Source organism: Rhodobium gokarnense (assembly GCF_025961475.1).
Taxonomy (GTDB): Bacteria; Pseudomonadota; Alphaproteobacteria; order Rhizobiales; family Rhodobiaceae; genus Rhodobium; species Rhodobium gokarnense.
Map to the genome: position 1 here is coordinate 419427 of NZ_JAOQNS010000003.1, position 25646 is coordinate 445072.

A 25646-nucleotide genomic window follows, 5' to 3' on the forward strand; every position below is an offset into this window, starting at 1 on the left:
CAGGGACGGATCAGGCAGGGACTGGGACATGCTGATCATCGGCGTCGGCCATCCGATGCGCGGCGACGATGCGGCAGGTCCGGTCGCCGCCGAACGACTCGCCGAACTCGGGCTTGAGGCCATCGTCCTCGACGGCGAGGGCGCGCGGCTGATCCATACCTGGGAAGGCCGCGGCCATGTCGTCGTCATCGACGCCGCCGACGGCGGCGGCCCCCCCGGCACCCTCCACGTCATCGACGCCAAAAAAGAAGAACTCGCCTCCGGCCGCTTCCACTATTCCAGCCACGCCTTCGGCCTCGCCGAAGCGGTAGAGACCTCCCGCGTCCTCGGCGACCTGCCGGAACGCTTCACCATCTACGCCATCACCGGCGCCGACTTCACCCTCGGCAAAGGCCTCTCGCCGGACGTCGCCGACACGGTCGAGCGGGTCGTGGAGAGGATCGCGGAAAGCGCCCAGGCTGCAACTTCAAGCACCCCCAGCCCCACCCCCCTCGACAAATAAGTTGATTTCAGCCGTCCGGCTTATACGCTTTCGCTGTTCGGAAAAGACCGGCCTTGTAGGAAATGCCGGATCCGGGGGAGGATGTCATGCGTCACGCACGGCTTTTGGTTGTGCTTGCATTGCCGTTGCTGGCGGCCTGCGAGGAAAAGACGGAAGCTCCGCCGCCGCCGGTTCGCGCCATCAAGTCGATGGTGGTCTCCGATCGCGTCGGCGAGCAGCAGAGGAAGATCGCCGGCGTCGTCGAGGCGGCCACGGTCACCGACCTTTCCTTCGAGATCGGCGGCCGGGTGACCGAGCTTCCCGTCGATATCGGCCAGGCCGTTGCGACCGGCGACACGGTCGCCCGGATCGACCCGACGCCGCTGGAGCTGGCCCTCAAATCCGCCGTCGGCGAACTCACCGAGGCACAGTCCAAGCTCACCGACGCCAAGGCCAAGTTCGAACAGCAGGACGCCCTCTTTGCCAAGGGCTATACCACCAAGAGCGCCTACGACACGGCACAGGCGAACCTGTCCAGCGCCGAGGCCGTCGTCGACCGCCTGAAGGCCCAGCGCGCCAAGGCCGAGCGCGACCTCAACAACGCCACCCTCACCGCCCCCTTCGACGGTCGCATTTCCGAAAAATACGTCGAGCGGTTCACCGAGGTCTCGAGCGGCCAGAAGATCGTGCAGTTGAGCGCCGGCGGCGAGCGCGAGGTCCAGGCCAACGTGCCGGCCGGCATCATCGGCCGCATCGCCACCGGCGACACGGTCTCCGTCACCTTCCCGACCCTGCCCGGCAGGACGGTTGCCGGCACCATCACCCAGATCGGCTCGCGCGCCGGCCAGAGCAACGCATTCCCCGTCATCGCCGCCCTGGCCGAGGACGACCCGGAGATCCGCGCCGGCATGACCGCGGAGGTCACCTTCTCCTTCCGCACGGCGGAGACCGGGGAGGCGTTCCTGGTGCCGCTGCCGGCCGTCGTCGCCCGCGGCGACAAGCGCAAGGGCGTCGTCTATGTCTATGACAGGGCGGCCGGCGTCGTCCGCGAACGCCCGATCCAGATCGTCAACATCCGGGACAATTTCCTCGTCGTCTCCGGCGGCCTTGAAAAGGGCGACGTCATTGCCGTCGCGGGAACCTCGTTCCTGCACGACGGCATGGAGGTCAAGCTCCTCGAAACGCCCGAAGCGGAGTAGTCCCGATGGGGTTCCTGACCAGATGGGCGCTCGACAACAGCATGCTGTTCCTGCTGCTGGTGATCTTCATCGTCCTTGCCGGCCCGGCCTCGTTCATCACCCACCCGTCCCGCGAGGACCCGGAGATCACCATCCGCACGGCGCTGGTGACGGCGAATTTCCCCGGCATGGCGCCGCCCCGGGTGGAGGATCTGATTACCCAGAAGCTGGAGGAGAAGATCCGCGAAATGCCCGAGGTCGACGAGATCAAGTCGTCCTCGCGCACCGGCGCCAGCACCGTCACCATCACCCTCCACGACCGCTACACCGATCTCGGCCCGATCTGGCAGGACCTGCGCAACAAGATGAACGACGTCAAGTCGGAGCTGCCGGAAGGCACCTCCGGGCCGTTCGTCAACGACACCTATGGCGAGGTGGCGATGGCCACCGTCGCGCTCACCGCCGACGGCTTCAGCCGTGCCGAGATGCGCCAGACGGCCCGCGACCTGCGCAACAGGCTCTACACCGTCAACGGCGTCCGCAAGGTCGAGCTCTTCGGCGTGGAGCCGGAGCGCATCTTCATCGAGATCAACAACATCCACGTCGCCCAGCTCGGCATCAGCATCCGCGACGTCATGCAGACGGTGTCGAAGACCAACGTGATCTCGCCGGGCGGGCGGTTGCAGGTCGGCGACAACAGCGTGGTCGTGGAGCCGACCGGCAATTTCGACAGCATCGAGGACATCCGCGACGTCCCGATCGAGATCCCGAACGATCCCGGCCGGCTGGTCTATCTGCGCGACATCGCGACGATCACCCGGGACTATGCCGATCCGCCCGAGGCCCCCGCCTTCTTCAATGGCAGGCCGGCGGTGGTCCTGTCCGTGCAGATGGTCGAAAAGTTCGATTCCTTCACATTCGGCGACGAACTGAAGGCCAAGGTCACGGAGCTGGAGAACACGCTGCCGATCGGCTACCAGCTCAGCTTCATCACCTTCCAGCCGAAGGAAATCCGCACCGCCGTCGACGGCGTCGTCAGCAATCTCTACCAGACCGTCGCCATCGTCCTCATCGTCGTCGTCCTCTTCCTCGGCTGGCGCACGGGCCTCATCGTCGGCTCCATGGTGCCGCTGACCATGCTGATGACGCTCCTCGTCATGCGCCAGGTCGGCATCGAGCTTGAGCGCATGTCGCTGGCCTCGCTGATCATCGCCCTCGGCCTCCTCGTCGATAACGGCATCGTCATGGCCGAGGAGATCGGCCGGCGAATGTCGCTCGGCGAGGACCGCACCCGCGCCGCCATCGACACCGGCCGGACCATGGCGCTGCCGCTGCTGGCCTCCAGCCTGACCACCATCTTCGCCTTCATGCCGCTGATGCTGTCGGAGAACGCGGCGGGCGAATACATGCGCTCGCTGTCGCTGGTCATCGCCATCGCGCTTTTGACCTCGTGGGTCTTTGCCATGACCATCACGCCGCTGTTCTGCGTCTGGGGCCTGAAGACGCCGAAGCCGGTCGACGAGGACGCCGCCTTCGACACCCGCTTCTACCGCACCTACCGCAGGGCGCTCGGCCTGCTCCTCAGTTTCCGGCTTCCGTTCCTGGCGGCGACCGTCGCGCTCCTCGTCGTCGCCGTCTGGGGCATGCAGTTCGTGCCGAAGATCTTCTTTCCCGAATCCGACCGCCTGCAGCTTCAGGTCTATGTCGACCTTCCGGTCGGCTCCAACACCTACGGCACGACGGCAACGACGATGAAGCTCGCCACCTGGCTCTCCGACAAGGACGAGAACCCGGACATCGTCTCCAACATCGCCTATGTGGCAAGCGGCGGCCCGCGCTTCTATCTCGGCCTCAATCCGATCGATCCCGACCCCCACCGCGCCTTCCTCATCGTCAACGTCGCCTCCGCCGAGGCCGTCAAGACGGTCCGCGACCACATCGTCGACTACGCGGCCGGCAACCTGCCTCAGGCAAGGGTGAGCGTGAAGCCGATGTCCATGGGATCGAGCGAGGCGGGCCTCGTCGAATACCGCATCGGCGGCCCGGACGCCGGCACGCTCTATGCGGCGGCCGAAAAGCTGGAGCGCGACATGCGCTCCATCAACGGCACGGTCGACATCAAGAACGACTGGGAAAACCGGATCATGAAGGTGGTGGTCGAGATCGACCAGAACCGCGCCCGCCGCGCCGGGGTGACGTCGGAATCGATCGCCAACGCCCTCAACGCGCTTCTGTCCGGCACCCAGATCACCGACTACCGCGAGGGCGACACGGTGATCCCGATCTACCTCCGGTCCGAGGAGGACGTGCGCACAAACGTCGACCGGCTGCGCACCCTCAACATCGCCGTCTCCGATGAAAAACCCGTGGCCCTGATCCAGGTCGCCAACCTCACCGGCTTTGCCGACTTCTCCGTCATCAAGCGGCGCAACATGGAGCGGGTCATCACCGTCTCCGGCAAGAACCTGACGAAATCGGCGACCGCCCTCGACGCCGAAGTGTCGGAAAAGCTGCCGGACCTCGGCCTGCCGGACGGCTATCGCATCGAAAAGGGTGGCGAGATCGAGAGTTCCGGCGAGGCGCGGCAGTCCCTGTTCGCCAACATGCCGCTCGCCTTCGCGCTGATCCTCATCGTGCTCGTCGGCCAGTTCAACAGCTTCATCCGGCCGGTGATCATCCTCGCCGTCATCCCGCTGACGATCACCGGGGTGACGGTCGCGCTCCTCGTCATGCCCGGCGCCAACCTTTCCTTCGTCGCCATTCTCGGGCTGTTGTCGCTCGCCGGCATCATCATCAACAACGCCATCGTGCTGATCGACCGCATCGACATCGAACGAAGCGACGGCCTCACCGTCAACGAGGCCATCCTTACCGCCTCGACCAAGCGGCTGAGGCCGATCGTCATGACCACGGTGACGACCGTGCTCGGCCTGCTGCCGATCATCATCTCCCGCGACGTGCTGTTCTACGACCTTGCCGTCGTCGTCTCCGGCGGCCTGATCCTCGGCACCGTCCTGACCCTCGGGGTCGTCCCCGTCCTCTACGGCCTGTTCTACAGCAAGAGCGCCCGCAGGGAGAATGAGGCCGCGTCCACCGAAAGCCCGGCATAGGACCATGTCCAGCGCGCCGTCAGAGGTCGAGGCCGAGACACCGGACGCCCGGCGCTGGCTGCCGGGGCGCGAGATGTTCCGGCGGCCGACGGACGCCGCAGCGCGCCTGCGCAAGCACGTGCCGGACTGGCTCAGGCGGCTGATCTCGGCGGGCATCGTCTCCGACGACCCGGAGGTGCGGCGGCGTCAAAAATTCGTCAACATCGCCACCTTCGCCGCCGCCGCCGACGCCCTCCACCACACCGTCGTCAACCTCGCCTACGACGCCTCGGGCCTGTTCTTCCTCAACGTCTACAACCTCGCCATCGCCGCCATCTTCCTCGCGGCGCACCGCTTCCACCGCTATGGCGAGCACTTTGCGGCGGCGACCCTCGTCGGCATCATGAGCACGACCCATTTCCTCGTCGTCTGGGCCGTCGGGCTCTCGGCCGACCTGCACATCTATTTCACCATGGCCGGCGCCATCCTGTTCCTGTTCGGCATCCAGAACTGGCGCTGGTGGCTGCCCTTCCTCGTCATTGCCATGGCCTCGCTGATGATCTCGCTGACGGTGGTCTCCGAGACCGGCCCCCTGATGCCGTTCGACGACCAGATCCACCGCATCCTCTCCGCCCAGGGCTTCTTCAACGCCATGGTCACAAATGCGCTCCTCATCGGCTACGTGCTGTGGGCGCTGCGCCGGGCCGAGCAGAACCTGCAGTTCGAGCACGCCCGCTCCGAGGCGTTATTGACCAACATCCTGCCGGAGAGGATCGCCGAACGGCTGAAGGCCGATCCGGGCGCCACCATCGCCGACAAGCACGACCACGTCACCGTGCTCTTCGTCGACCTCGTCGGCTTCACGCCCGTCGCCCGCAATCTCGGCCCAGAGGAGGTCGTCTCCTATCTCGACCGTCTGTTTACGCAGTTCGACATCCTGATCGACCGGTTCGAAGCAGAAAAGATCAAGACCATCGGCGATGCCTACATGATCGTCGGCGGGCTTGACGGCGACTGCCGCAAGGGCTCGGCCGATCTCGGCCGGCTGGCGCTGGCGCTCCTTGAGACGATCGCCGACCAGCCGCAGCTCGGCGAAGCCCGCCTGACGCTGCGCGCGGGCATCCATTGCGGCCCGGCCATTGCCGGCGTCATCGGCGAGCGCCGCTTCACCTATGACGTCTGGGGCGATGCGGTGAACGTCGCCTCGCGCATGGAAAGCCAGGGCCTGCCCGGCCGCATCCAGGTCTCCGAGATATTCGTCGAGGCAACGCGCGACGTCTTCGACTTCGAGCCGCGCGGCGACATCAACATCAAGGGCATCGGCCCGATGCGCACCTTTCTGATCAAGGGCGAGCGGGAGACTGCAGCAGACGTGCCGGAAATACCATCCTGACACGCGGGCACCGGAAAGGTCTCCCGATCCAGCGCCATTGCACACCCGCGCCTGCCCAAAATTCAGCCGTCACCCCGGGCTTGACCCGGGGCCTATTGTCCCTTCCCGAACGGTATGCCGGCCGTTGGCGGAACGGGGCCAATGCGCGCTCCTCGGCCATGCCTGGACGCGCAATGGGCTACCGTGCCGATACGGGCAATGGACCCCGGGTCGAGGCTTCGCCGCGCCCGGGGTGACGGGAGAGGGCCCGCGACCGGCCTCACATCGCGCCAGCCCCGTGCGGCGACGGTACCACCTGTCGCTTTTCTGAATTGCCGGGCCTACCTGAGCCTTGAGCCGGGAAGGAAAACCGCCAGTGGAACCGGATCGGCGGTCCCCGAGTTTCATGCCGGCTGCCGGCCTGCTATGACTGCGCCATAAGACCGTCAGCGTCCTCCGCCATTGCCAAAGCCGCGGCGCCTGTCACCGCCCTTCCATTTCCGTTCTTCCGCGAGGCTGCATGACCACCGACCAGATCATCCTGTTCAGCCTGTTCGGGCTCGTCTTTACGATGCTCCTATGGGGCAGGTTCCGCTACGACCTCGTCGCCTTCGTCGCGCTGCTGGCCGGGCTCGTGCTCGGCGTCGTGCCGAAGGAAGCGGCGTTTTCCGGCTTTGGCCATCCGGCGACCATCATCGTCGCCCTGGTGCTCGTCGTCTCGCGCGGCCTCGTCGTCTCCGGCGCCGTGGAAATGCTGACCGGCAAGCTGATCGATGCGGGACGAAGCCTCTCCGCCCACATCGCCGTCATGGCCGGCCTCGGCGGTGCGCTGTCGGCCGTCATGAACAATGTCGCCGCCCTCGCGCTCCTGATGCCGGTCGACCTCAACGCCGCCGCCAAGGCCGAACGCAGCCCGGGCCTCACCCTGATGCCGCTCGCCTTTGCCACCATCCTCGGCGGCCTCGTCACGCTGATCGGCACGCCGCCCAACATCATCGTCGCCCAGTTCCGCGACCGGGCGCTCGGCAGCCCCTACCACATGTTCGATTTCGCCCCCGTCGGCCTTGCCTGCGCCGTCGTCGGCATCGCCTTCGTCGCCCTTGTCGGCTGGCGCCTGATCCCGCAGGACAAGAACGCCGGCAACGCGGTCAAGGAGCTGTTCGACGTCAAGGGCTACATCTCCGAACTGGTCGTCGGCGAGAAATCGAAGCCCGTCGGCATGAAGGTCTCCGAGCTGGACGAGGTGGCGATCGAGACCGACACGGAGATCCTCGGCCTGGTGCGGGGCGGCCAGCGCATGGCCGGACTTGCCCGCCGGGTCGAGATCCAGGCCGGAGACATCCTGGTCGTGGAGGCCAAGCCCGACGCGCTCGACCAGTTCGCCTCCAAGCTGAAGCTGGAGTTCCAGGGCGAGGAAAAGCACCGCAGCGCCGAGGGCGGCGGCATGAACCTGATGGAAGTGGTGGTGCCGCGCGACGCGCGCATCGCCGGCCGCTCGGCCATGTCCATGCGGCTCCTCTACCGCCATGGCGTGACCCTCCTCGGCGTCTCGCGCTCCGGCAAGCGGTTTTCCGAAAGCTTGCGCAAACTGACCATCCGGCCCGGCGACGTGCTCCTGCTGCTCGGACCGGAAGAACGGCTATCCAATGTCGTGGAATGGCTCGGCGTCCTGCCGCTCGCCGAGCGCGACCTGCAGATCACCCGCTCCGACCGGGCCTGGCCGGCGATCGCGCTCTTTGCCGGCGCCGTCGCCCTCGCCTCCTTCGGCCTCCTCTACCTGCCCGTTGCCCTGGCGATTGTCGTGGCCGCCTATGTGGCCTTCGACATCGTGCCGATCCGCCAGGTCTACGACCACATCGAATGGCCGGTGGTCGTGCTGCTCGGCTCCATGATCCCGCTCGGCGCGGCGCTGGAGACCGCCGGCGGCACGGCGCTGATCGGCAAGGGCATTGTCAGCCTGACCGAGGGCTACGGCCCGACGGTGACGCTCACCTTGCTGATGATCGTGACCATGACCCTGTCGGACGTCCTCAACAACACGGCGACAACGGTGGTCGCCGCGCCGATCGCCGTCGACATCGCCGGGCGCATGGGCACCAATGCCGATCCGTTCCTGATGGCCGTCGCCGTCGCCGCCTCCTGCGCCTTCCTCACCCCCATCGGCCACAAGAACAACACCCTCATCCTCGGCCCCGGCGGCTACGCCTTCGGCGACTACTGGCGCATGGGTCTGCCGCTGGAACTCATCGTCGTCGCCGTGGCGGTACCGATGATCCTGTTGGTCTGGCCGTTTTGAGGAGGGTGGAGCGGTGCGTTCTGGGAAACTGCGCTCGCGATCCCCTCTCCCGTCATCCCGGGCGAGCGAAGCGAGACCCGGGACCCAATGCCCCTATCGACACGGGCAGCCCTTCCCGGGTCTTGGCATGGCCGATGTCCACGCGATCTTCTCGTTCCAACACGTCCGGCATCCCGTATGGACAAGGGCAATAGGCCCCGGCTCTCCGCTTCGCTGCGGCCGGGGTGACGGCTGAGGTTCTGGCGGACGGGTGGGCATCGCATTAAGCGCTGCGCCTATCGGCAACGCCGGCTGGATTGCCGCGCTCGCTTCGCTCGCTCGCAATGACACTGAGAACATTGAAAAAACCGTCATCGCGAGCGCAGCGAAGCGATCCAGAGCGGCGGTTGCCAAGCACGCTCGCGCCGGAAGATGTGCCAGACGTCGCCACGCGGCGACCAACCCGAATCTCCACGCCAAAGCAAAGGGCGCCAAACCGGCGCCCTTCATCATCGTCGACCCTGTCGCGGCACCCTACCCGCCGATGCGCAGCCAGCTCGGCAGCACCGAGTCGTCCTTGTCCTGCGGAGCGGCCGCGGCAGGCTTTGCGGTCGGCACACTGGGCTCGCCGGAACCTGCCGACGAAACCTCCGCCGGCGGCACGGGAGTGCCGGCCTTCGCCGTCTCGGTCCCGGCCTCTTGCGTCCCCGATTCCGGCGCGGCCGCAGCATCCCCTTCAGCCGGCGTGCCCTTATCCCCGAAAATGCCGCCGAAGAACGAGCCGACGCCGCTCTCGCGTTCCGACCTCAGGGCCATGGTGCTGCCGGGCTTGGGCGCCGGCACGTCGGCCTGCTGCGTCGCACTACCGGCGGCCACCAGGGCACCAGTCGGAGCCGGATCGCGGTCATCCACGGAGCCTGCCTCGGCGATCGCGGCGCCCTCGGACCCCTTCTTGGCGCCCAGCACCTCGGCCAGCATCTTCTGGCGCTTTTCCCATTCTTCCTTGCGCCGCGCCTCTTCTTCCAGCCGGGCGACGATCTCCAGCGTCTTGGCCTCGTCCTTCTTCTGCTTGGAGGCGACCGCGGTCGCCAGGTGCGGCGGCACCGTATAGTCCGGGCAGGCGGCGCGGGCGTTGAAGTGGAGGCTGTCGTTCTCCGAGACCGCATTGAAGACGTAGCGCTTGCCGCAATAGTCGATCTTCGGCGGCTGATGCGCGATCTCGAAGTGGTCGTAGCCCTCCTTCAGCATCAGCCAGAAATCCATGTTCGGATCGTCGTGGTGCTTGGCCAGGTTCTCCGGCGTCATGCGGAACGGCAAGGCCTGCACCTGGAACGCCCGCTGGCCGCCCTTGAACGCATCGCGCGCCAGCGCATAGATCTCCGCGATCTGCGCGTCCTCCATGGCGTAGCAGCCGCGCGAGGAGCAGGCGCCGTGCACCATCAGATGCGAGCCGGTGCGCCCGTGCGCCCGGTCATAGGCGTTCGGAAAGCCGAGATTGAAGGAAAGATAGTAGTCCGAATTGGGGTTCATCTGTGCCGGATAGATCTCGTAGAAGCCCTCCGGCGCCTGCCGGTCGCCTTCCTTGAACTTCGGCCCGAGCTTTCCGGACCAGGCGCAGATCTGGTAGGTCTTGAGGAGCGCGAAGCGGCCGGTCTTCTTCTCCTTCCAGACCTCAAGGGTGTTCTCCTCCTTGAAGATCCGCACAAGGATCGGCGAATAGAGGGACATGTTGAGATCGTTGATCTTGCCCCGCATTTCCGCGCTCAAGGGCTGCAGATGCTTGTTCGAGCCATAGCCGATCTGGTCTGGCTGGCAGGCGGCGAGCACCAGGACGGTCGCTGCCGCAGCAAGAAGACGCAACATTTTGGTCGAAACCATTCCTTCCAGTCCCTGAACCAGAACGGCAAAAGCCGTCCGACCCCCAGGTGCTACCCCAAAGTCGCTACCCTTTGCGCTACCCTGGCGCAATCCTCGCCGACGAGCCTAGGCCCGGCGCGTTGACGCGACGTTAACCGTCACGCCATGCGTAAGGGCCGCCGGCGCCGGTCGGGCGCAGCGGGCATCTTTCATCAAAAGATTCCGGCGTTTCCGTGACTTGTCAAAGCTCGCGGCCGATGCGCAGGAATTTTTCCCGGCGCATGCGCACCAGTTCCTGCTTGCTCTGGCCCTTAAGCGCCCGCAGCGCCGAATGGATCGCCGCACCGGCATCGTCGATGATTTTTTCGTGATCCCGGTGCGCGCCGCCGAGCGGCTCGGCGATGATGTCGTCGATGATGCCGAGCTTCAGGAGATCCTGGGCGGTGATCTTCATATTGCTGGCGGCGTCCTGGGCCCGCGACGAATCCCGCCACAGGATCGAGGCCGCGCCCTCCGGCGAGATCACGCTGTAGATCGAGTGCTCCAGCATCAAGACCCGGTTGGCGGTGGCGATCGCGATCGCCCCGCCCGAGCCGCCCTCGCCGATGACGACGGAAACGTTCGGCACCCCGAGCGCCAGGCACGCCTCGGTCGAGCGGGCGATCGCCTCGGCCTGGCCGCGCTCTTCGGCACCGATGCCGGGATAGGCGCCGGCGGTGTCGACGAAGGTGATGACCGGCAGGTTGAAGCGTTCGGCCAGCTCCATGATCCTGACCGCCTTGCGGTAGCCCTCCGGGCGCACCATGCCGAAATTGTGGTGCAGCCGCGACTTAGTGTCGGATCCCTTTTCCTGGCCGAGAACGGCGACCGGAATGTCCCGGAACTTGCCCATGCCGGCGACGATGGCGTGGTCCTCGGCATATTTGCGGTCGCCGCCGAGCGGCACGAAATCCTTGATCAGCCGGTTGATGTAGTCGACCGCGTGCGGCCGGTCCGGATGCCGGGCGACCTGGGTCTTCTGCCACGGCGTCAGCTTGGCATAGAGGTCGGTCAGCGCCTGCAGCGCCTTCGCCTCCAGCTTGGTGACCTCTTCGGTGGTGTCGACCGAGGCATCGTCCGAGGCGATCGCCCTCAGCTCCTGGACCTTGCCTTCAAGATCGGCGACCGGTTTTTCGAATTCGAGGTAGTTGTGCATACGGAACCATTGTCAGCAGGGAACGGGACGGGAGGCGCAGTCCCCCGGACCTTTCGGGGTTTTCCCACAGGCCCGATTTTGCGGCGCGACACTGGCGCCGGGGCGCAAAACTGTCAAGTCTCACGGACGCCGCGGGGGCCGGCGCGTGTCAGGGATGGGCGAGCGGATGGTGCTCGTTGACCAGCCGTTTCAGCCGCTCGTCGAGCACATGGGTGTAGATCTGGGTGGTCGAAATGTCGGCATGGCCGAGGAGTTGCTGCACGATCCGAAGATCGGCGCCGTTCTGGAGGAGATGGCTGGCAAAGGCATGGCGCAGCACATGGGGCGAAAGGCTCGCCGCGGCAAGGCCGACGCTTACCCCGAAGTCCTTCAAATCGCGGGCGAAGGCCTGCCGGGTGACGTGGCCGCTGCCACCCGAGGAAGAGAACAGCCACGGGCTCGGCCGGTCCTTGCCGAGCTCCTTGCGAAGCGACGCATAGTCCCGCATCGCCTGGCGCGCGGCATTGGACAGCGGCACCAGCCGCTCGCGCCCGCCCTTGCCGCGCACGGTGATGGCGCGGTTGTCGCCGGCAACCGCCGAGGCCGGCAGGCTGACCAGTTCGGAAACGCGCAGGCCCGTCGCGTAGAGCACCTCAAGCAGCGCGTAGAAGCGCTGGCTGCGCAGCCGCTGGGCATCGGTCGTGCCGGTGCCGGCCCGGCTCTTTGCGGCATCGATCAGCCGGCCCACATCGGCCTCCGACAGGATCTTCGGCAACGGCCGCTGCCGCTTCGGGCTGTCGACCTTGCCGGTCGGGTCGTCGCCGCGCAGCCCCTCGCCATAGAGGAAGCGATAGAACTGGCGCAGCGCCGAAAGCCGCCGCGCCTGGGAGCTGGCGGCAAAGCCGCGTTTCGCCAGCGCGTTCATATACGCGCTGACATCGTCGGCGGACGCGCCTTCGAGATCGCTGCCGCGGTCGTTCAGGAATTCGGAGAAATCGGCAAGGTCGCGGCGATAGCCGTCGAGCGTGTTGTCGGCGGCGCCGCGTTCCACGGCCATGACTTCCAGGAAGCTTTCAAGGTGCTGCCAGCCGGCCATGCCCCTTACCTGTTGAACCGGTCATCCGAGATCGGATAGCTCATCTGCCGCGTTGCCGGGTCGACATAGGTGACGAGCGCGAACATCGTCCCGTAGGCGATGGACGCCAGAATGACCAGAACAGCTATATAGCGTGTTAATGTCGGCATGGGAGGCGGGCCGTTGACGGGATACAGCGCAAAAACAGGTCTTCGCCCCTATGTCGACCATGCCGCCGCCAAGTGCAAGGGGCTTGGCGTGCGGGCGAAAGTCTTGACAGTCATGATTTTCATGGGCTCAAACGTCGAGGAAGCGGGCGCCGGCAACCGCCGCGCGTGAGCGGCCAGAACCGAACGGCCAGAGCCGAACGGCCAGAGCCGAGCGACCAGCAACACGATCCGGACCGGAGCATGGGCACCGACGCAACGACAGCACCGCCGAGTACCGAAGCCGCCGCGATCCGCGACGGCCTCGGCGCGCGTTCCGTCGTGCTGGTCGGCATGATGGGCGCCGGCAAGACCTCGATCGGCCGGCGCCTCGCCACCGCCCTCGGCCTTGCCTTCGTCGACGCCGACGCGGAGATCGAAAGCGCCGCGAACAAGACCATCCCGGAGCTTTTTGCCGAGCACGGCGAGGCCTATTTCCGCAGCGGCGAGCGCCGGGTCATCGCCCGCCTCCTCGGCGAGGGCCCGCAGGTGCTGGCGACCGGCGGCGGCGCCTTCATGGATGCCGAGACGCGGGCGGCGATCGCCGAGGGCGGCATCTCGGTCTGGCTGAAGGCCGAGTTCCCGGTGCTGATGGAGCGCGTGCGCCGCAAGTCGCACCGCCCGCTGCTCAAGGATCCGGACCCGGAGGGCGTCATGAAACGGCTGCTTTCGGAGCGCAATCCGGTCTATGCGACCGCCGACATCACGCTTCATTCCCGCGACGTCACCCACGAGACCATCGTCGCGGAGGGCCTTGCCGCCCTCACCCAGTATCTTTCCAACGAGGACCGCCCGACATGACCGCCCCCCTCGCCGCCAGTGTGGCGGCGGCTGAAGACACCGTGACGGTCGCGCTCGGCGAACGCTCCTACGACATCCTCATCGGCGACGGCCTGATCCACCGCGCGGGCGCAGAGGTCGCCGCCCGCCTGCCGGGCGCGCGCGCCGTCATCATCACCGACGAAAATGTCGCCGGCCTGCACCTTGCGGCCCTGCGCGAGAGCCTTGCCGACGCCGGCATCGAGAACGAGGTGCTGACCGTCGCCCCAGGCGAGGCCTCCAAGAGCTTCTCCGTCTACCAGGATCTCGTCGGCCACGTGCTGGAAGCGCGGCTTGAGCGCGGCGATGTGGTGGTCGCGCTCGGCGGCGGCGTCGTCGGCGACCTCGCCGGCTTCGTCGCGGCGACCGTCAGGCGCGGCATGCAATTCGTCCAGGTGCCGACCACCCTGCTCGCCCAGGTGGACTCCTCGGTCGGCGGCAAGACCGGCATCAACGCACCCCAGGGAAAAAACCTCGTCGGCGCCTTCTACCAGCCCGCCCTGGTCGTTGCCGACACGGCATCCCTTTCCACCCTGCCGCCGCGCCAGTTCGCGTCGGGCTATGCCGAGGTCGCCAAATACGGCCTCATCGACGATCCGAAATTCTTCGGCTGGCTGGAGCGCGACCGCGAGGCGGTGTTCGCCGGCGGCCAGGCGCGGATTTCGGCGATCGCCACGAGCTGCAAGGCCAAGGCCCGGGTCGTCGCCGCCGACGAGCGCGAGGGCGGCGTCCGGGCCCTCCTCAATCTCGGCCACACCTTCGGCCACGCCCTTGAAGGCGCGACGGGCTTTTCCGACCGCCTGTTCCACGGCGAGGGCGTTGCCGTCGGCATGTGCCAGGCGTTCCGGTTCTCCGTCAGGATGGGCCTTTGTTCACCTGGCGATGCGGACCGCGTCGAGGCGCATCTGAAGGCGGCCGGCTTGCCGACCCGCATTTCCGACATCCCCGGCGACGTCCTTGCCGTCGAACGGCTGATGACCCTGATTGCCCAGGACAAGAAGGTGACGCGCGGCACGCTCACCTTCGTCCTTGCCCGCGGCATCGGCAAGTCGTTCATCGCCCGCGACATTGCCGCCGACGACGTCGCCGCCTTCCTCGTCGAAGAGCTCAAGAAATGACCGACATTGCCCTGTGGCTGATGATTGGCGGGATCTTCGCGCTGCTGATCCTCTCGGCCTTTTTCTCAGGCTCCGAGACGGCGCTGACGGCCGCCTCCCGCGCGCGAATGCACCAGCTCGAAAAGACCGGCGACCGGCGCGCGGAGATCGTATCCAGGCTGATCGCCACCCGCGAGCGCCTGATCGGCGCGCTGCTTCTCGGCAACAACCTCGTCAACATCCTCGCCTCGGCGCTCGCCACCAGCGTCCTCATCACGCTGTTCGGCGATGCCGGCGTTGCCTATGCGACGCTGATCATGACGCTCCTGGTGCTGGTCTTTGCCGAGGTGCTGCCGAAGACCTGGGCGATCGGCGACCCGGACCGTTTCGCCATCGCGGTCTCACCGCTGGTCCGCATCATCGTCTTTGTGTTCGGACCGCTGATCGCGGGCATCGAGATTTTCGTTCGCTGGCTGTTGCGTGCCTTCGGCGCCGTCGTCGACGAGAACCAGGCGGTGCTGTCGGCCCGCGAGGAACTGCGCGGCGCCGTCGACCTGCAGCACCTGGAAGGCGGCCTCATCAAGGCGGAGCGCGACCGGCTCGGCGGCCTCCTCGACCTCTCGGAGCTGGAAGTCTCCGACGTCATGGTCCACCGCACCAACATGGAAATGCTGAACGCGGACGATCCGCCGGAAAAGCTGGTTGACGCCATCCTGTCGTCGAGCTTCACGCGGCTGCCGCTGTGGCAGGGCGAGCAGGAGAACATCGTCGGCGTCATCCACGCCAAGGACCTCCTGCGCTCCCTCGCCGAGGTCCACTGGGACGCCACGAAACTCGACTTCAACGCCGTCATCGCCGCGCCCTGGTTCGTGCCCGACACCACCAACCTGCACGACCAGCTCAACGCCTTTTTGCGCAAGAAGACCCATTTCGCCATGGTCGTCGACGAGTACGGCGAGGTCATGGGCCTCGTCACGCTTGAAGACATCCTGGAGGAGATCGTCGGCGAGATCTCCGACGAGCACGACGTCGTCGTTGAAGGCGTGCGCCCGCAGCCGGACGGCTCGGTGCTGGTCGACGGCTCGGTGCCGATCCGCGACCTCAACCGGGTGATGGACTGGGAGCTTCCCGACGAGGAGGCAACGACGATCGCCGGCCTCGTCATCCACGAGGCCCGGATGATCCCGGAGGAGCGCCAGGCCTTCACATTCTACGGCTTCAAGTTCGTGGTCCTCAGGAAGCTGAAGAACCGCATCACCCGCCTGCGCATCACCACGGCACCGGCGGAGCAATAGGGCCGGGCACCGTCCAAAAACGCCAAAGGCCCCGCCGGATGGCGAGGCCCTCGGTACTGGATCTGGCTGGCAGGGGTCGATCAGTCGCAGACCCAGACCTTTTTGCGGACGATCACGCGCTCGCCCCAGCGGTTGTAGCGCTTCTTGCGGACGATCACCCAACCGCAGTCCCGCTGGGCATAGGCACCGGCGGCGATGGCACCGGCGGCAAGGCCGAACACGAGGCCCGCGGCAGCGGCTCCGCCGTGGTGGTGGCGGTGGCGGCGGCGCCAGCCGACCTTGGTGACGTCGCCCGAGGTGTCGGCGCTGATCTCGGCCTTGGCGAGCGCCGGACCGACATTCATCGGCGCGGCGGTGGCCGAGGTGGAGGCCAGCGAACCGGCGAGGATCGCGGCGGCGGTCAGGCCGCAAACGGTGGTCTTGGACTTGGCGAACAGGGTCTTGGCAAACATCGTTTCGTCTCCGGGTTTGCGGGGGGCTCTGCCCCGCGGGTTCCTGTCTCTGGCTTTTTCTGGTCCGGCGGCGGCGGCTTGCCGTCCGTCGATGATTGAAAGGTAGGAGAGATCGGACCCGGCCGTTGTGATGCCCGTCACCATTTGTCCGCTTGCCGGATTTTCGGCCGCAATTGCGCCGTCGAATGTCCGCACCGCGGCCCCGCATGCCCTGGATAAGTCGGCATGTCACATCCCGCGATTGCGGATGTTCAATTCCTTTGGCAGGCGCTTGCAGTAGAGTCTGCAGCGACCCGAAATCGTGCAAAGTCCTTGCTGAAAAACGGAAATTCCTCGTGCCTGCGACAAATTGGCAGGATCGGAAATTCAGGCTTTCCTAATATTAGAAAACCTCCAATAATATAATCATTCTAAATCGCATATAAGGAGCCCTCGCGATGGATACCGAAACCCCGCCCGCCTTCCCCCAACTGAACAGGCCGGCCCCCGATTTCACCGCCCCGACCACCCACGGCGAGAAGTCGCTCGCCGACTACCGCGGCAAGTGGCTGGTGCTGTTCTCGCACCCGGCCGACTTCACGCCGGTCTGCACCACCGAGTTCATGGGCTTTGCCAACGCCCACGACAAGTTCGCGGCCATGAACTGCGAGCTCCTGGGCCTGTCGATCGACAGCCCGCACTCGCACATCGCCTGGGTCCGCAACATCAAGGAGCACTGGGGCGTCGACATCAAGTTCCCGATCATCGCCGACCTGTCTATGCAGGTCGCCAAGGCCTACGGCATGATCCAGCCGGGCGCCAGCGACACCTCGGCCGTGCGCGCCACCTTCATCATCGATCCGGAAGGCATCCTTCGGGCGATGGTCTACTACCCGATGTCGAACGGCCGCTCGATCGACGAGTTCGTGCGCCTGATCGCCGCCCTGCAGACCTCCGACGCCAACAAGGTGGCAACGCCGGAGAACTGGCAGCCCGGCGACAAGGTGATCGTGCCGCCGCCGATGACGGTCGATGCCGCCGACAAGCGCGCCTCCGAAGGCTACGACTACACCGACTGGTACTTCTCAAAGACCACGGTCTGACCCATATCTGAGCCGACCATAGACACCGACGAAAAAGGCGGCCGCGCACGCGCGACCGCCATTTTTTTCGCGCTGTGACAGGAGCGTCCGTTACGCCGATTGCGCCGGGGTGGAGCTGTGGATCGCCAGCGCATGGAGCCCGGCGTCGAACTCCTCGGCGAGGAGATCGGTGATCATCCGGTGGCATTCCACCCGGCTCTTGCCGGCGAACATGTCGGAGACGATCCAGACCCGGAAATGGGTGTCGCCGCCCTGGTCCGCATGGCCGTGCCGCTCGATATGGCCCGCGTGCTTGGCCGACTCGTCCTCGACCCGGATGCTCTCCGGCCGAAGGGCAAGTTTAAGTTTTGCTTCAATCTTGTCTCTCATGCTCACTGGCGAAACCACCTATTTCCAAAGCCGCGTCGACTCACTATCTAGGAATCATTCCGATGACCGCCAGGGGACTCACGCGCCGTTTCGCGGCGGTCAATGACTTGTTCCTGCCTGCTGCACCCGACATAATCCGCCCATGAAATTCGACTCGGCCATATTCGACCAGATCAGGGTCAGGCGCACCAAGGAGCAGCCGGTCACCCGCGAACACCCGACCTGCGACTGGGAGGGCTGCGAGGCCGCCGCGCCCCACCGCGCGCCGATGGGCCGCAACCGCGAGGGCGAGTATCTCAACTTCTGCCTCGACCACGTGCGCCAGTACAACAAGTCCTACAACTACTTCTCCGGCATGGACAACGACGCCATCGCCGCCTACCTGAAGAACTCCGCCATCGGCCACCGCCCGACCTGGAAGATGGGCGCCAACCGCTCACCGACCGAGGCCGAGGAGAGCATCGCGGCACGCGCCCGCCGGCGCTGGAACTCCCGCACCTACGATCCCTTCGAGTTCTTCCGCGGCCAAAAGGACCACGGCGCGGAGAGCCGCGCCGCCCGGCGCGAGCGCCGCCTCACCAAGGCCCAGCGCCACGCCTTTGAGGTGCTGAAGCTGGAGCTGTCCGCCGACAAGACCGAGATCAAGGCCCGCTTCAAGGAACTGGTGAAGCGCCACCACCCGGACGCCAATGGCGGCGACCGCTCGCTGGAAGAGCGCCTGCGCCAGGTCATCCAGGCCTACAACATCCTCAAGCAGGCCGGCTTCTGCTGACCGCGCGCCGTGCGGCCGGCAGCGCCCTGACACTGAATCGCCGTTTTTGGAAGGAATTTTCAAGGGCCGCAAAGTGGCGGCTTTTTGCGCCTTCCCGCGTCGGCCCGCCGCCGATTCCGCCCGCCGGCCGGCGGGAATGGTTTTCAATTCGCCGCCCGATGTTCTAAATGCTCCTATGATCAGCCTCCAGGACCTGAAAGAAGCGTCCGCCAACGACATCCGCGACCTCCCGCGGAGCCCGGGGATAGACAATGACTGAGACCGCAGAAGCCCTCGCCGGCGTGCCCGACATGAAGATTTCCGTCCGGCAGGTGTTCGGCATCGACACCGATCTGGAAGTTCCGGCGTTTTCCGACCGCGACGAGCACGTCCCCGACGTCGACCCGGACTATTTGTTCGACCGCGACACGACGCTCGCGATCCTCGCCGGTTTTGCCCGCAACCGCCGCGTCATCGTCACCGGCTACCACGGCACCGGCAAGTCGACCCATATCGAGCAGGTCGCGGCCCGGCTCAACTGGCCCTGCGTGCGCATCAACCTCGACAGCCACATCTCGCGCATCGACCTGGTCGGCAAGGACCAGATCGTCGTCCGCGAGGGCATGCAGGTCACCGAGTTCCGCGACGGCATCCTGCCCTGGGCGCTGCAGACCAACACCGCGCTGGTCTTCGACGAGTACGACGCCGGCCGCCCGGACGTCATGTTCGTCATCCAGCGCGTGCTGGAGGTCCAGGGCCGGCTGACGCTCCTCGACCAGAACCGGGTCATCCGTCCGCATCCGAGCTTCCGGCTGTTCGCCACCGCCAACACCGTCGGCCTCGGCGACACCTCCGGCCTCTACCACGGCACCCAGCAGATCAACCAGGGCCAGATGGACCGCTGGTCGATCGTCACCACGCTGAACTACCTGCCGCACGACAACGAGGTCGACATCGTGCTGGCAAAGGCCAAGCACTACCAGTCCGACGAGGGCCGCGACACGGTCTCCAAGATGGTGCGCGTCGCCGACATGACCCGCAACGCCTTCATCAACGGCGATCTGTCGACCGTGATGAGCCCGCGCACAGTCATCACCTGGGCGGAGAACGCCGACATCTTCGGCGACCTCGGCTTTGCCTTCCGCGTCACCTTCCTCAACAAGTGCGACGAACTGGAACGCCCGGTGGTGGCCGAATTCTACCAGCGCTGCTTCGACCGCGACCTGCCGGAATCGGCGGCCAACGTCGTCCTGTCCTGAGCCAGGGAATGCGGGAGCCGCGATGACCTCGAACCACCGGCCGAACAGCAAGGCAGCGGCGCCGACCGAGCCCGTCAAGCGGGCCGTCGGCATCACCATGCGCGCGATTTCCGGCCGCGACGACCTTGAGGTCAGCTTCGCCACCGATCGGCCGGGCATGGCCGGCAACAAGGCACGGCTGCCCGAGCCGCCGCGCCGGCCGACCCGCAACGATATCGCCATCCTGCGCGGCGTCGGCGATTCCATCGCCCTGAAGCTCGCCGCCCACAATCCGGCCCTCCACCGCTCCCTGATGCCGGAAGGCCAGAACGCCCGCGCCCTCTTTGAGGCCGTCGAACAGGCGCGCTGCGATTCCATCGGCGCCCAGCGCATGAAGGGCGTTTCCGGCAACCTCAACGCCATGCTGGAAGACCGCTACCACCGCAGCAAGTACCACGAGATGACGAGCCGCGACGACGCGCCGATGGAGGAGATCGTCGCCCTCATGGTGCGCGAGCGGCTGACGGGAACGCCACCGCCCAAGAGCGCAAGGCACATCGTCGACCTGTGGCGCCCGATGATCGAGGAAAAGGCCGGCGGCGACCTCGACCGGCTGATGGAGGCCCTCGAGGACCAGCGCGACTTCGCCGTCACCGTGCGCGACATGATCGTCTCGCTGGACATGGCCGACCAGCTCGGCGGCGATCCGGACGACAGCAACGAGGACGACAACGACGACCGCTCGGACATGAGCGACACGGAGGTGGACGGCGAGAGCGACGAAAGCGATGCCGCCGATGCCTCCTCGCCCGAAGAGATCGAGGTCTCCGGCGAGGAATCGGAAGCGGGCGATGCCGAAGCGACCGACACCTATGCCGACAGCGTCGACGACCAGGACCTCACCGCCGACCCCAGCGAGGCCGGCGAGGCGGAACGCCCGGACCAGCGGCTCAGCAACCGGCCGCCGCAATTCGACTACAAGGTCTACACCACCCGCTTCGACGAGACGATCAAGGCCGAGGAGCTGTGCGACGCCGCCGAGCTCGACCGCCTGCGCAGCCACCTCGACAAGCAGCTCGACCACCTGACCGGCGCCGTCGCCCGGCTCGCCAACCGCTTGCAGCGCAAGCTGATGGCCCAGCAGCAGCGCGCCTGGGACTTCGACCTGGAAGAGGGCATCCTCGACACCGCCCGGCTCACCCGCGTCGTCACCGACCCGATGCAGCCGCTCGCCTTCAAGAGCGAACGCGAGGCGGAGTTCCGCGACACCGTCGTCTCCCTCGTCCTCGACAATTCCGGCTCCATGCGCGGCCGGCCGATCACGGTCGCCGCGATCTGCGCCGACATCCTCGCCCGCACCCTGGAAAGATGCGGCGTCAAGGTCGAGATCCTCGGCTTCACCACCCGCGCCTGGAAGGGCGGGCGAGCTCGCGAGCACTGGCTGCAGAACGGCAAGCCGCAGCTTCCCGGCCGCCTCAACGACCTGCGCCACATCGTCTACAAGGCGGCCGATGCGCCCTGGCGCCGGGCCCGGCGCAATCTCGGCCTGATGATGCGCGAGGGGCTCCTGAAGGAGAACATCGACGGCGAGGCCCTGGACTGGGCCCACAAGCGCATTCTCGCCCGCCCGGAGAACCGCCGCATCCTGATGATGATCTCCGACGGCGCCCCGGTCGACGACTCCACCCTGTCGGTCAATTCCGGCAACTACCTGGAGCGGCACCTGCGCCAGGTCATCGAGGAAATCGAGGAGCGCTCGCCGGTGGAGCTGATCGCCATCGGCATCGGCCACGACGTCACCCGCTACTATCGCCGCGCCGTCACCATCGTCGATGCGGACGAACTCGCCGGCGCCATGACCGACCAGCTCGCGGACCTCTTCGACGACCCGCCGGCGGAGCGCCACCGGGACCAGGGCGCGGCGCGCCGCAGGGCGACGCGATGAGGCGCCGCGCATGAGGACGGCGCTTGGCGCGCTCCTCCTTTGCTGCGCCCTCGCCGCTCCGCTTGCCGCGGCGGCAGCCCCGAGGATCCCGCCGGGACCGGAAAGCATCGAGGTCCGCTCCGCGCCGATCGCCCATTTCAGGATCGGCTATCCCGACCTTTCCCGCTTCGGCCGTCTGGAATATCTGGGCGGCTTCGAGCTGTGGTCGCCGAACCGCCATTTCGGCGCGCTGAGCGGCCTCGTCAGCCTCGACAAGGGCCGCCGCATCGTCGCCATTTCCGACAACGGCTTCTGGTTCGACGCCAAGCTGGACGTCGAGGCCGACGGCCGCCCGACAGCGATCCACGACGCCCGCATCGCCCCGATGCTCGATGCCGCTGGCGAGGTCATCGTCGGCCACGACGCCGACGCGGAATCCGTCGTGCTGACCCGCGGTCCCGACCCGAAACAGTTCATCGTCTCGTTTGAAGGCGATCACCGGCTGGAGCGCTTTCCGGAAGACCTCGACACCTTCCTCGGCCGCGGCAAGCGCATGAAGATCCCGAAGGCGATCGGGAAATTGCGCGGCAATCGCGGCCTTGAGGCGATCGCCGTGCCGCCCGAGACCTGCCCGCTCAAGGCCGAGGTCATCGCCATTGCCGAGCGCGATCCGCGCTCCGACCGGGACATCCCGGCCTGGATCATCGGCGGGCCGAACGCCGGCCGGTTCCGCGTCCGCCTGGAGGGAGACTTCAGCATCACCGACGCCGCCTTCCTGCCGGACGGCGACCTCCTCATCCTGGAGCGGCTGTTCAATTTCGCCGAAGGCGTCGGCATGCGCGTAAGGCGCATCCCCTGTGCCGCGCTAAAGGCCGGCACGACCGTCGACGGCATCGAGATGATGACCGCCGATTTCGGCTACCAGATCGACAATATGGAAGGGCTTTCGGTCCATGTCGGCGACAATGGCGACACGGTGCTGACGCTGATATCCGACGACAACCGTTCGCTTCTGCAGCGCACGCTGCTACTGCGCTTCCGGCTGATCGAGCCGCCGGTGCCGCACGAAAAGGGCGACTTCAAGCTCAGACCGGCCGTGCTTCCAAAGCCTGCGGCTGAATGAACGACAGCACCACCCGGTAGGGCACCAGGAGCAGGGCGGCGACCAGAAGCTTCACCGAGAAGTCGCCGAGCGCCCAGGACATCCAGCGCGGCACCACGGCGATATCGAAGAGGCCAAGCAGCGGAGCCGCCTCGATGGCGAACCCATCGTTCGGGCCGAAAACCACAAAGGACGCGGCAAAGGCGAGCGAGAAGAAGACGGCGGTATCGACCACCGAACCGATCAGCGAGGAGACCGCCGGCGGCACCCACCAGACGCGATTGCGCAGGCGGTTGAAGACGGCGACGTCGAGAAGCTGGGCAACGAGGAACGCCGAGCCCGACGCGATCGCGAGCCGCGGCGTCGCCAGCACGACGGAGAGGACGACGGCAAAGGCAAAGCCGACCAGCACCACCCGGCGCGCGGCGGAAGGGCCGAGCCGGCGATTGGTGAGGTCCGTGACGAGGAAGGCGGCCGGATAGGTGAAGGCGCCCCAGGTCAGGAGATCGGCGAGATTGAGCGCGCCGATCGAGGCTGCGACCGGATACTGGACGAGGATATTGGAGGCAACGACCACGGCCGCCATGGCGAGGATGCCGGCGGCGAAGGGAAGTGTGCGCGATTTGGTGGCGGTCATTGGCCGATATCCTCTGTCAGAAACGCCGAACGCCGCCCCGCGCCTTCCGGCCGCGGGCGGCGCTGTGCCTTGCGTCGTGCGGTCGTGGTGTCAGCGCTGAAGCTTACGCGGCCGCTTCGGCGGTGCGCTTCTTCTCGATCTCGCGCTTGACGGACAGGGCACGCTGGGAAAGCGTCGAATCCGCCGCCTTGGCGAGGAACGCATCGAGGCCGCCGCGATGCTCCACGGTGCGCAGCGCACTGGCCGAGACGCGAAGCCGCACGGTCTTGCCGAGGGTGTCGCTGAGCAGCGAGACATCGCAGAGATTGGGCAGGAAGCGGCGGCGCGTACGGTTGTTCGCGTGGCTGACATTGTTGCCGGTCAAAACCGCCTTGCCGGTGAGTTCGCAACGCCGGGCCATGGTCGAGTTCCTTCTCATCATCGGAGATCCGGTGGCGGGCGCCGATGCGTCGCCGATCCGATCGATCCGTCATTCGGTGAAAAAAGTTGCCCTCCTATATGAGCCGCAAGCGCGAGCGTCAAGCTTTCTGCCGCCAATCGCCGCGAAAAGTCGCAACAGCCCGGGCAATTTCGCTCCTCGTTAACTTGGCGGTTACCATGTCGCCCAACAATCGACGTGATCGCCGTTTACCGCGTCATCGAGGGACGGTTTGGGGAGCGCCCATTGCTGCCCGCGTCGATCGTAACCTTCGACAGGGGAGAGTTCGGTGCGTTCAAGAACGATGTTCCAGTCTGCCGTCCTCGGAGCAAGCCTTTTCGCCGGCCTTGCCTCCGCGGTCGTTGCCGTTCCCGCCATAGCCAAGACCACCAAGGTCGGCGGCATCTACGCGGTCTCGGTCGCCGGCTTCCGCTTCGCCGAGGGCCGGCTGTCCCTGGTCGTCCAGAACGACGCCTACTCCGCCAAGCTTGACATGCACTCCTCCGGCCTCGGCCGGCTGTTCTCCTCCGGCAAGGGCAACGCGGAGGCGACCGGCTGGCTGCGCCGCTCCCACGTCACCCCGGCCCGCTACGATCTTCGCTCCAACTCCGGCAAGCGCGACGCCACCAAGGTGTCGATGGCGCTCAACCGCGGCGCAGTCCGCAAGCTCGCCGTCAGCCCGAAGCTGCGCAAGGTGCCGGATCGCATTCCGGTGACCAAGCGCCACAAGCGCAACATCCTCGATCCCCTGAGCGCCGTCCTGTTCCCGGCCACCGGCCGCGAGGCGAAGCTCGACGCCAGCGCCTGCAAGCGGACGATCCCCGTCTTCGACGGCTGGACGCGCTATGACGTCAAGTTCAGCTACAAGGGCACCCGCGAGGTCAAGAACCCGGACTATCAGGGAACCGTCGTCGTCTGCGGCGCCCGCTGGGTGCCCGTCGCCGGCCACCGCCCGCACAAGGTCTCGGTCAAGAAAATGGCCGACAACCGCACCATGGAAGCCTGGCTCGCCCCGGTCGGCGACCTGCCGCTCTTCGTGCCCTACCGGATCTCCATGGAGACCAATATGGGCCCGCTGGTGGTCGAGGCCCGGCGCCTGCGCATGGTCGGCGAGCAGAAACAGGCCGCCGCCGTCAACGAGTAGGCCGGCGCCCGACCGCCGGGCCGCGCAACGCAGCACACGAAGAAGACGTCGCTCTTGCCGGCCGCCATCAATGGCGGCCGCGTTGCGTTGGGGGAGCGCCTAGCGGCGTAACGCCGCTCTCCTTTGTCCTTTTGAGATGGCCGCGGTGTTCCGGACCGTCTCTGGGCCGGCACGACGGCCGATCGCTTTCTCAACCCATCCTTATTTTTGTACACGTATTAGTTGAAGTGCGTGCCGCGCCGCATCGAGGGTGCAGGCGCGCAAAAATTCCCGTTCCGGCACGAAAAGGTTAACGACGTTAAACCCGGCGCCGAGAGCTGCTGTTGCCGCCGATCCATATCTCGTGGGTCGCGACGAAATCCGGACAGATATCGTCGGGAACGAAGCCGAAACCGGGCGTAGAAAATGATTCGTGCCGGCTCCGTTCCCCTCCCGGTCCAACGGTTAACGACATTCGGACAATTCGAGCGACCTGGATAACCCTTTGTTCACCATGATTCTTTTTCGCGTAGCGGTAATCTGTTCCGTATCGGCACAGGAGGGTTAACGACAGCGGCCAGGGGCGCGGAACGCCGCCCAGGCCGGCTCCCAGATATTGCGCCGGAACTTTC

At 66.4% G+C, this 25646-nt stretch carries 23 protein-coding genes; 15 read left to right on the forward strand and 8 right to left on the reverse strand.

The genetic code is table 11. From position 1 onward, the window contains the following. Positions 1–28 precede the first annotated feature (28 nt). From M2319_RS07160 to M2319_RS07180, 5 genes are all read left to right on the forward strand, one after another. Complete coding sequence (locus tag M2319_RS07160; protein WP_264600758.1) at positions 29–502, forward strand: hydrogenase maturation protease; 474 nt, start codon at positions 29–31, stop codon at positions 500–502. An 86-nt stretch (positions 503–588) separates the two neighbouring features. Continuing rightward, complete coding sequence (locus tag M2319_RS07165) at positions 589–1680, forward strand: efflux RND transporter periplasmic adaptor subunit (protein WP_264600759.1); 1092 nt, start codon at positions 589–591, stop codon at positions 1678–1680. Between the two features lie 5 nt (positions 1681–1685). Then, positions 1686–4769: an efflux RND transporter permease subunit gene (locus tag M2319_RS07170; protein WP_264600760.1), complete on the forward strand. Its 3084-nt coding sequence runs from the start codon at positions 1686–1688 to the stop codon at positions 4767–4769. A 4-nt stretch (positions 4770–4773) separates the two neighbouring features. After that, positions 4774–6141: an adenylate/guanylate cyclase domain-containing protein gene (locus M2319_RS07175; protein WP_264600761.1), complete on the forward strand. Its 1368-nt coding sequence runs from the start codon at positions 4774–4776 to the stop codon at positions 6139–6141. A 499-nt stretch (positions 6142–6640) separates the two neighbouring features. Continuing rightward, positions 6641–8416 (forward strand): SLC13 family permease, encoded by a 1776-nt coding sequence (locus M2319_RS07180; protein WP_264600762.1) that lies wholly within the window; start codon positions 6641–6643, stop codon positions 8414–8416. Positions 8417–8929: 513 nt separating this feature from the next. Here the strand turns inward: M2319_RS07180 and M2319_RS07185 are convergent. From M2319_RS07185 to M2319_RS07200, 4 genes are all read right to left on the reverse strand, one after another. After that, entirely contained in the window at positions 8930–10273 is a 1344-nt protein-coding gene (locus M2319_RS07185; RefSeq protein ID WP_264600763.1) for a L,D-transpeptidase family protein, read from the reverse strand. A 220-nt stretch (positions 10274–10493) separates the two neighbouring features. Continuing rightward, the gene (locus M2319_RS07190; RefSeq protein WP_264600764.1) at positions 10494–11447 is read right to left on the reverse strand and encodes an acetyl-CoA carboxylase carboxyltransferase subunit alpha; all 954 of its coding nucleotides are present in this window, start codon (positions 11445–11447) and stop codon (positions 10494–10496) included. 148 nt (positions 11448–11595) lie between these two features. Continuing rightward, positions 11596–12522 (reverse strand): site-specific tyrosine recombinase XerD, encoded by a 927-nt coding sequence (gene xerD, locus M2319_RS07195; protein ID WP_264600765.1) that lies wholly within the window; start codon positions 12520–12522, stop codon positions 11596–11598. A gap of 5 nt (positions 12523–12527) precedes the next feature. After that, the gene (locus M2319_RS07200) at positions 12528–12671 is read right to left on the reverse strand and encodes a histidine kinase (protein ID WP_264600766.1); all 144 of its coding nucleotides are present in this window, start codon (positions 12669–12671) and stop codon (positions 12528–12530) included. A 13-nt stretch (positions 12672–12684) separates the two neighbouring features. On the opposite strand from M2319_RS07200, the gene M2319_RS07205 reads away from it, so the two are divergent. The 4 genes from M2319_RS07205 to M2319_RS07220 all read left to right on the forward strand — a co-directional run bounded on the left by M2319_RS07205 (position 12685) and on the right by M2319_RS07220 (position 15918). Further along, entirely contained in the window at positions 12685–12840 is a 156-nt protein-coding gene (locus M2319_RS07205) for a hypothetical protein (protein ID WP_264600767.1), read from the forward strand. A 71-nt stretch (positions 12841–12911) separates the two neighbouring features. Next, a complete protein-coding gene (locus tag M2319_RS07210; RefSeq protein ID WP_264600768.1) occupies positions 12912–13508 on the forward strand; it encodes a shikimate kinase in 597 nt (198 codons plus the stop codon). Next, positions 13505–14644: a 3-dehydroquinate synthase gene (aroB, locus tag M2319_RS07215; protein WP_264600769.1), complete on the forward strand. Its 1140-nt coding sequence runs from the start codon at positions 13505–13507 to the stop codon at positions 14642–14644. Before M2319_RS07210 ends, aroB begins: the two co-directional genes overlap by 4 nt. After that, on the forward strand, positions 14641–15918 hold the full coding sequence (locus tag M2319_RS07220; protein WP_264600770.1) for an HlyC/CorC family transporter: 1278 nt from the start codon (positions 14641–14643) through the stop codon (positions 15916–15918). The genes aroB and M2319_RS07220 overlap by 4 nt, the downstream gene beginning before the upstream one ends. Before the next feature lie 80 nt (positions 15919–15998). On the opposite strand, the gene M2319_RS07225 is transcribed toward M2319_RS07220, so the two are convergent. Continuing rightward, positions 15999–16370, reverse strand: coding sequence for a hypothetical protein (locus M2319_RS07225; RefSeq protein WP_264600771.1), 372 nt, complete (start codon positions 16368–16370; stop codon positions 15999–16001). A 437-nt stretch (positions 16371–16807) separates the two neighbouring features. On the opposite strand from M2319_RS07225, the gene M2319_RS07230 reads away from it, so the two are divergent. Then, complete coding sequence (locus tag M2319_RS07230; protein WP_264600772.1) at positions 16808–17452, forward strand: peroxiredoxin; 645 nt, start codon at positions 16808–16810, stop codon at positions 17450–17452. A gap of 90 nt (positions 17453–17542) precedes the next feature. On the opposite strand, the gene M2319_RS07235 is transcribed toward M2319_RS07230, so the two are convergent. Continuing rightward, complete coding sequence (locus tag M2319_RS07235; RefSeq protein ID WP_264600773.1) at positions 17543–17821, reverse strand: BolA family protein; 279 nt, start codon at positions 17819–17821, stop codon at positions 17543–17545. Positions 17822–17963: 142 nt separating this feature from the next. On the opposite strand from M2319_RS07235, the gene M2319_RS07240 reads away from it, so the two are divergent. The 4 genes from M2319_RS07240 (at position 17964) to M2319_RS07255 (ending at position 22857) form a co-directional block, all read left to right on the forward strand. Then, complete coding sequence (locus tag M2319_RS07240) at positions 17964–18593, forward strand: J domain-containing protein (protein ID WP_264600774.1); 630 nt, start codon at positions 17964–17966, stop codon at positions 18591–18593. 251 nt (positions 18594–18844) lie between these two features. Further along, positions 18845–19831, forward strand: coding sequence for a cobaltochelatase subunit CobS (gene cobS, locus M2319_RS07245; protein WP_264600775.1), 987 nt, complete (start codon positions 18845–18847; stop codon positions 19829–19831). A gap of 22 nt (positions 19832–19853) precedes the next feature. Beyond that, positions 19854–21755 carry a cobaltochelatase subunit CobT gene (gene cobT, locus M2319_RS07250; protein WP_264600776.1) on the forward strand — a complete coding sequence of 634 codons (1902 nt, stop codon included), beginning with the start codon at positions 19854–19856 and terminating at the stop codon, positions 21753–21755. A gap of 10 nt (positions 21756–21765) precedes the next feature. Continuing rightward, the gene (locus M2319_RS07255) at positions 21766–22857 is read left to right on the forward strand and encodes an esterase-like activity of phytase family protein (RefSeq protein WP_264600777.1); all 1092 of its coding nucleotides are present in this window, start codon (positions 21766–21768) and stop codon (positions 22855–22857) included. Here M2319_RS07255 and M2319_RS07260 read toward each other — a convergent pair. Beyond that, on the reverse strand, positions 22820–23473 hold the full coding sequence (locus M2319_RS07260) for a queuosine precursor transporter (RefSeq protein WP_264600778.1): 654 nt from the start codon (positions 23471–23473) through the stop codon (positions 22820–22822). The genes M2319_RS07255 and M2319_RS07260 overlap by 38 nt on opposite strands. Positions 23474–23576: 103 nt before the next feature. Beyond that, a complete protein-coding gene (gene rpmB, locus M2319_RS07265; protein ID WP_264600779.1) occupies positions 23577–23873 on the reverse strand; it encodes a 50S ribosomal protein L28 in 297 nt (98 codons plus the stop codon). A 307-nt stretch (positions 23874–24180) separates the two neighbouring features. Between rpmB and M2319_RS07270 the strand changes: the two genes are divergently transcribed. After that, on the forward strand, positions 24181–25035 hold the full coding sequence (locus M2319_RS07270; RefSeq protein WP_264600780.1) for a DUF3108 domain-containing protein: 855 nt from the start codon (positions 24181–24183) through the stop codon (positions 25033–25035). The last annotated feature ends 611 nt before the right edge of the window (positions 25036–25646 follow it).

Coding starts and splice junctions, on each gene's coding strand:
- M2319_RS07185 (WP_264600763.1), bottom strand. CDS start 10,273: ATGGTTTCGACCAAAATGTTGCGTCTTCTTGCTGCGGCAGCGACCGTC.
- M2319_RS07175 (WP_264600761.1), top strand. CDS start 4,774: ATGTCCAGCGCGCCGTCAGAGGTCGAGGCCGAGACACCGGACGCCCGG.
- M2319_RS07225 (WP_264600771.1), bottom strand. CDS start 16,370: ATGTTTGCCAAGACCCTGTTCGCCAAGTCCAAGACCACCGTTTGCGGC.
- M2319_RS07220 (WP_264600770.1), top strand. CDS start 14,641: ATGACCGACATTGCCCTGTGGCTGATGATTGGCGGGATCTTCGCGCTG.
- aroB (WP_264600769.1), top strand. CDS start 13,505: ATGACCGCCCCCCTCGCCGCCAGTGTGGCGGCGGCTGAAGACACCGTG.
- M2319_RS07255 (WP_264600777.1), top strand. CDS start 21,766: ATGAGGACGGCGCTTGGCGCGCTCCTCCTTTGCTGCGCCCTCGCCGCT.
- cobS (WP_264600775.1), top strand. CDS start 18,845: ATGACTGAGACCGCAGAAGCCCTCGCCGGCGTGCCCGACATGAAGATT.
- M2319_RS07190 (WP_264600764.1), bottom strand. CDS start 11,447: ATGCACAACTACCTCGAATTCGAAAAACCGGTCGCCGATCTTGAAGGC.
- M2319_RS07165 (WP_264600759.1), top strand. CDS start 589: ATGCGTCACGCACGGCTTTTGGTTGTGCTTGCATTGCCGTTGCTGGCG.
- M2319_RS07260 (WP_264600778.1), bottom strand. CDS start 23,473: ATGACCGCCACCAAATCGCGCACACTTCCCTTCGCCGCCGGCATCCTC.
- M2319_RS07230 (WP_264600772.1), top strand. CDS start 16,808: ATGGATACCGAAACCCCGCCCGCCTTCCCCCAACTGAACAGGCCGGCC.
- M2319_RS07160 (WP_264600758.1), top strand. CDS start 29: ATGCTGATCATCGGCGTCGGCCATCCGATGCGCGGCGACGATGCGGCA.
- M2319_RS07240 (WP_264600774.1), top strand. CDS start 17,964: ATGAAATTCGACTCGGCCATATTCGACCAGATCAGGGTCAGGCGCACC.
- cobT (WP_264600776.1), top strand. CDS start 19,854: ATGACCTCGAACCACCGGCCGAACAGCAAGGCAGCGGCGCCGACCGAG.
- M2319_RS07200 (WP_264600766.1), bottom strand. CDS start 12,671: ATGCCGACATTAACACGCTATATAGCTGTTCTGGTCATTCTGGCGTCC.
- xerD (WP_264600765.1), bottom strand. CDS start 12,522: ATGGCCGGCTGGCAGCACCTTGAAAGCTTCCTGGAAGTCATGGCCGTG.
- M2319_RS07235 (WP_264600773.1), bottom strand. CDS start 17,821: ATGAGAGACAAGATTGAAGCAAAACTTAAACTTGCCCTTCGGCCGGAG.
- rpmB (WP_264600779.1), bottom strand. CDS start 23,873: ATGGCCCGGCGTTGCGAACTCACCGGCAAGGCGGTTTTGACCGGCAAC.
- M2319_RS07210 (WP_264600768.1), top strand. CDS start 12,912: ATGGGCACCGACGCAACGACAGCACCGCCGAGTACCGAAGCCGCCGCG.
- M2319_RS07170 (WP_264600760.1), top strand. CDS start 1,686: ATGGGGTTCCTGACCAGATGGGCGCTCGACAACAGCATGCTGTTCCTG.
- M2319_RS07180 (WP_264600762.1), top strand. CDS start 6,641: ATGACCACCGACCAGATCATCCTGTTCAGCCTGTTCGGGCTCGTCTTT.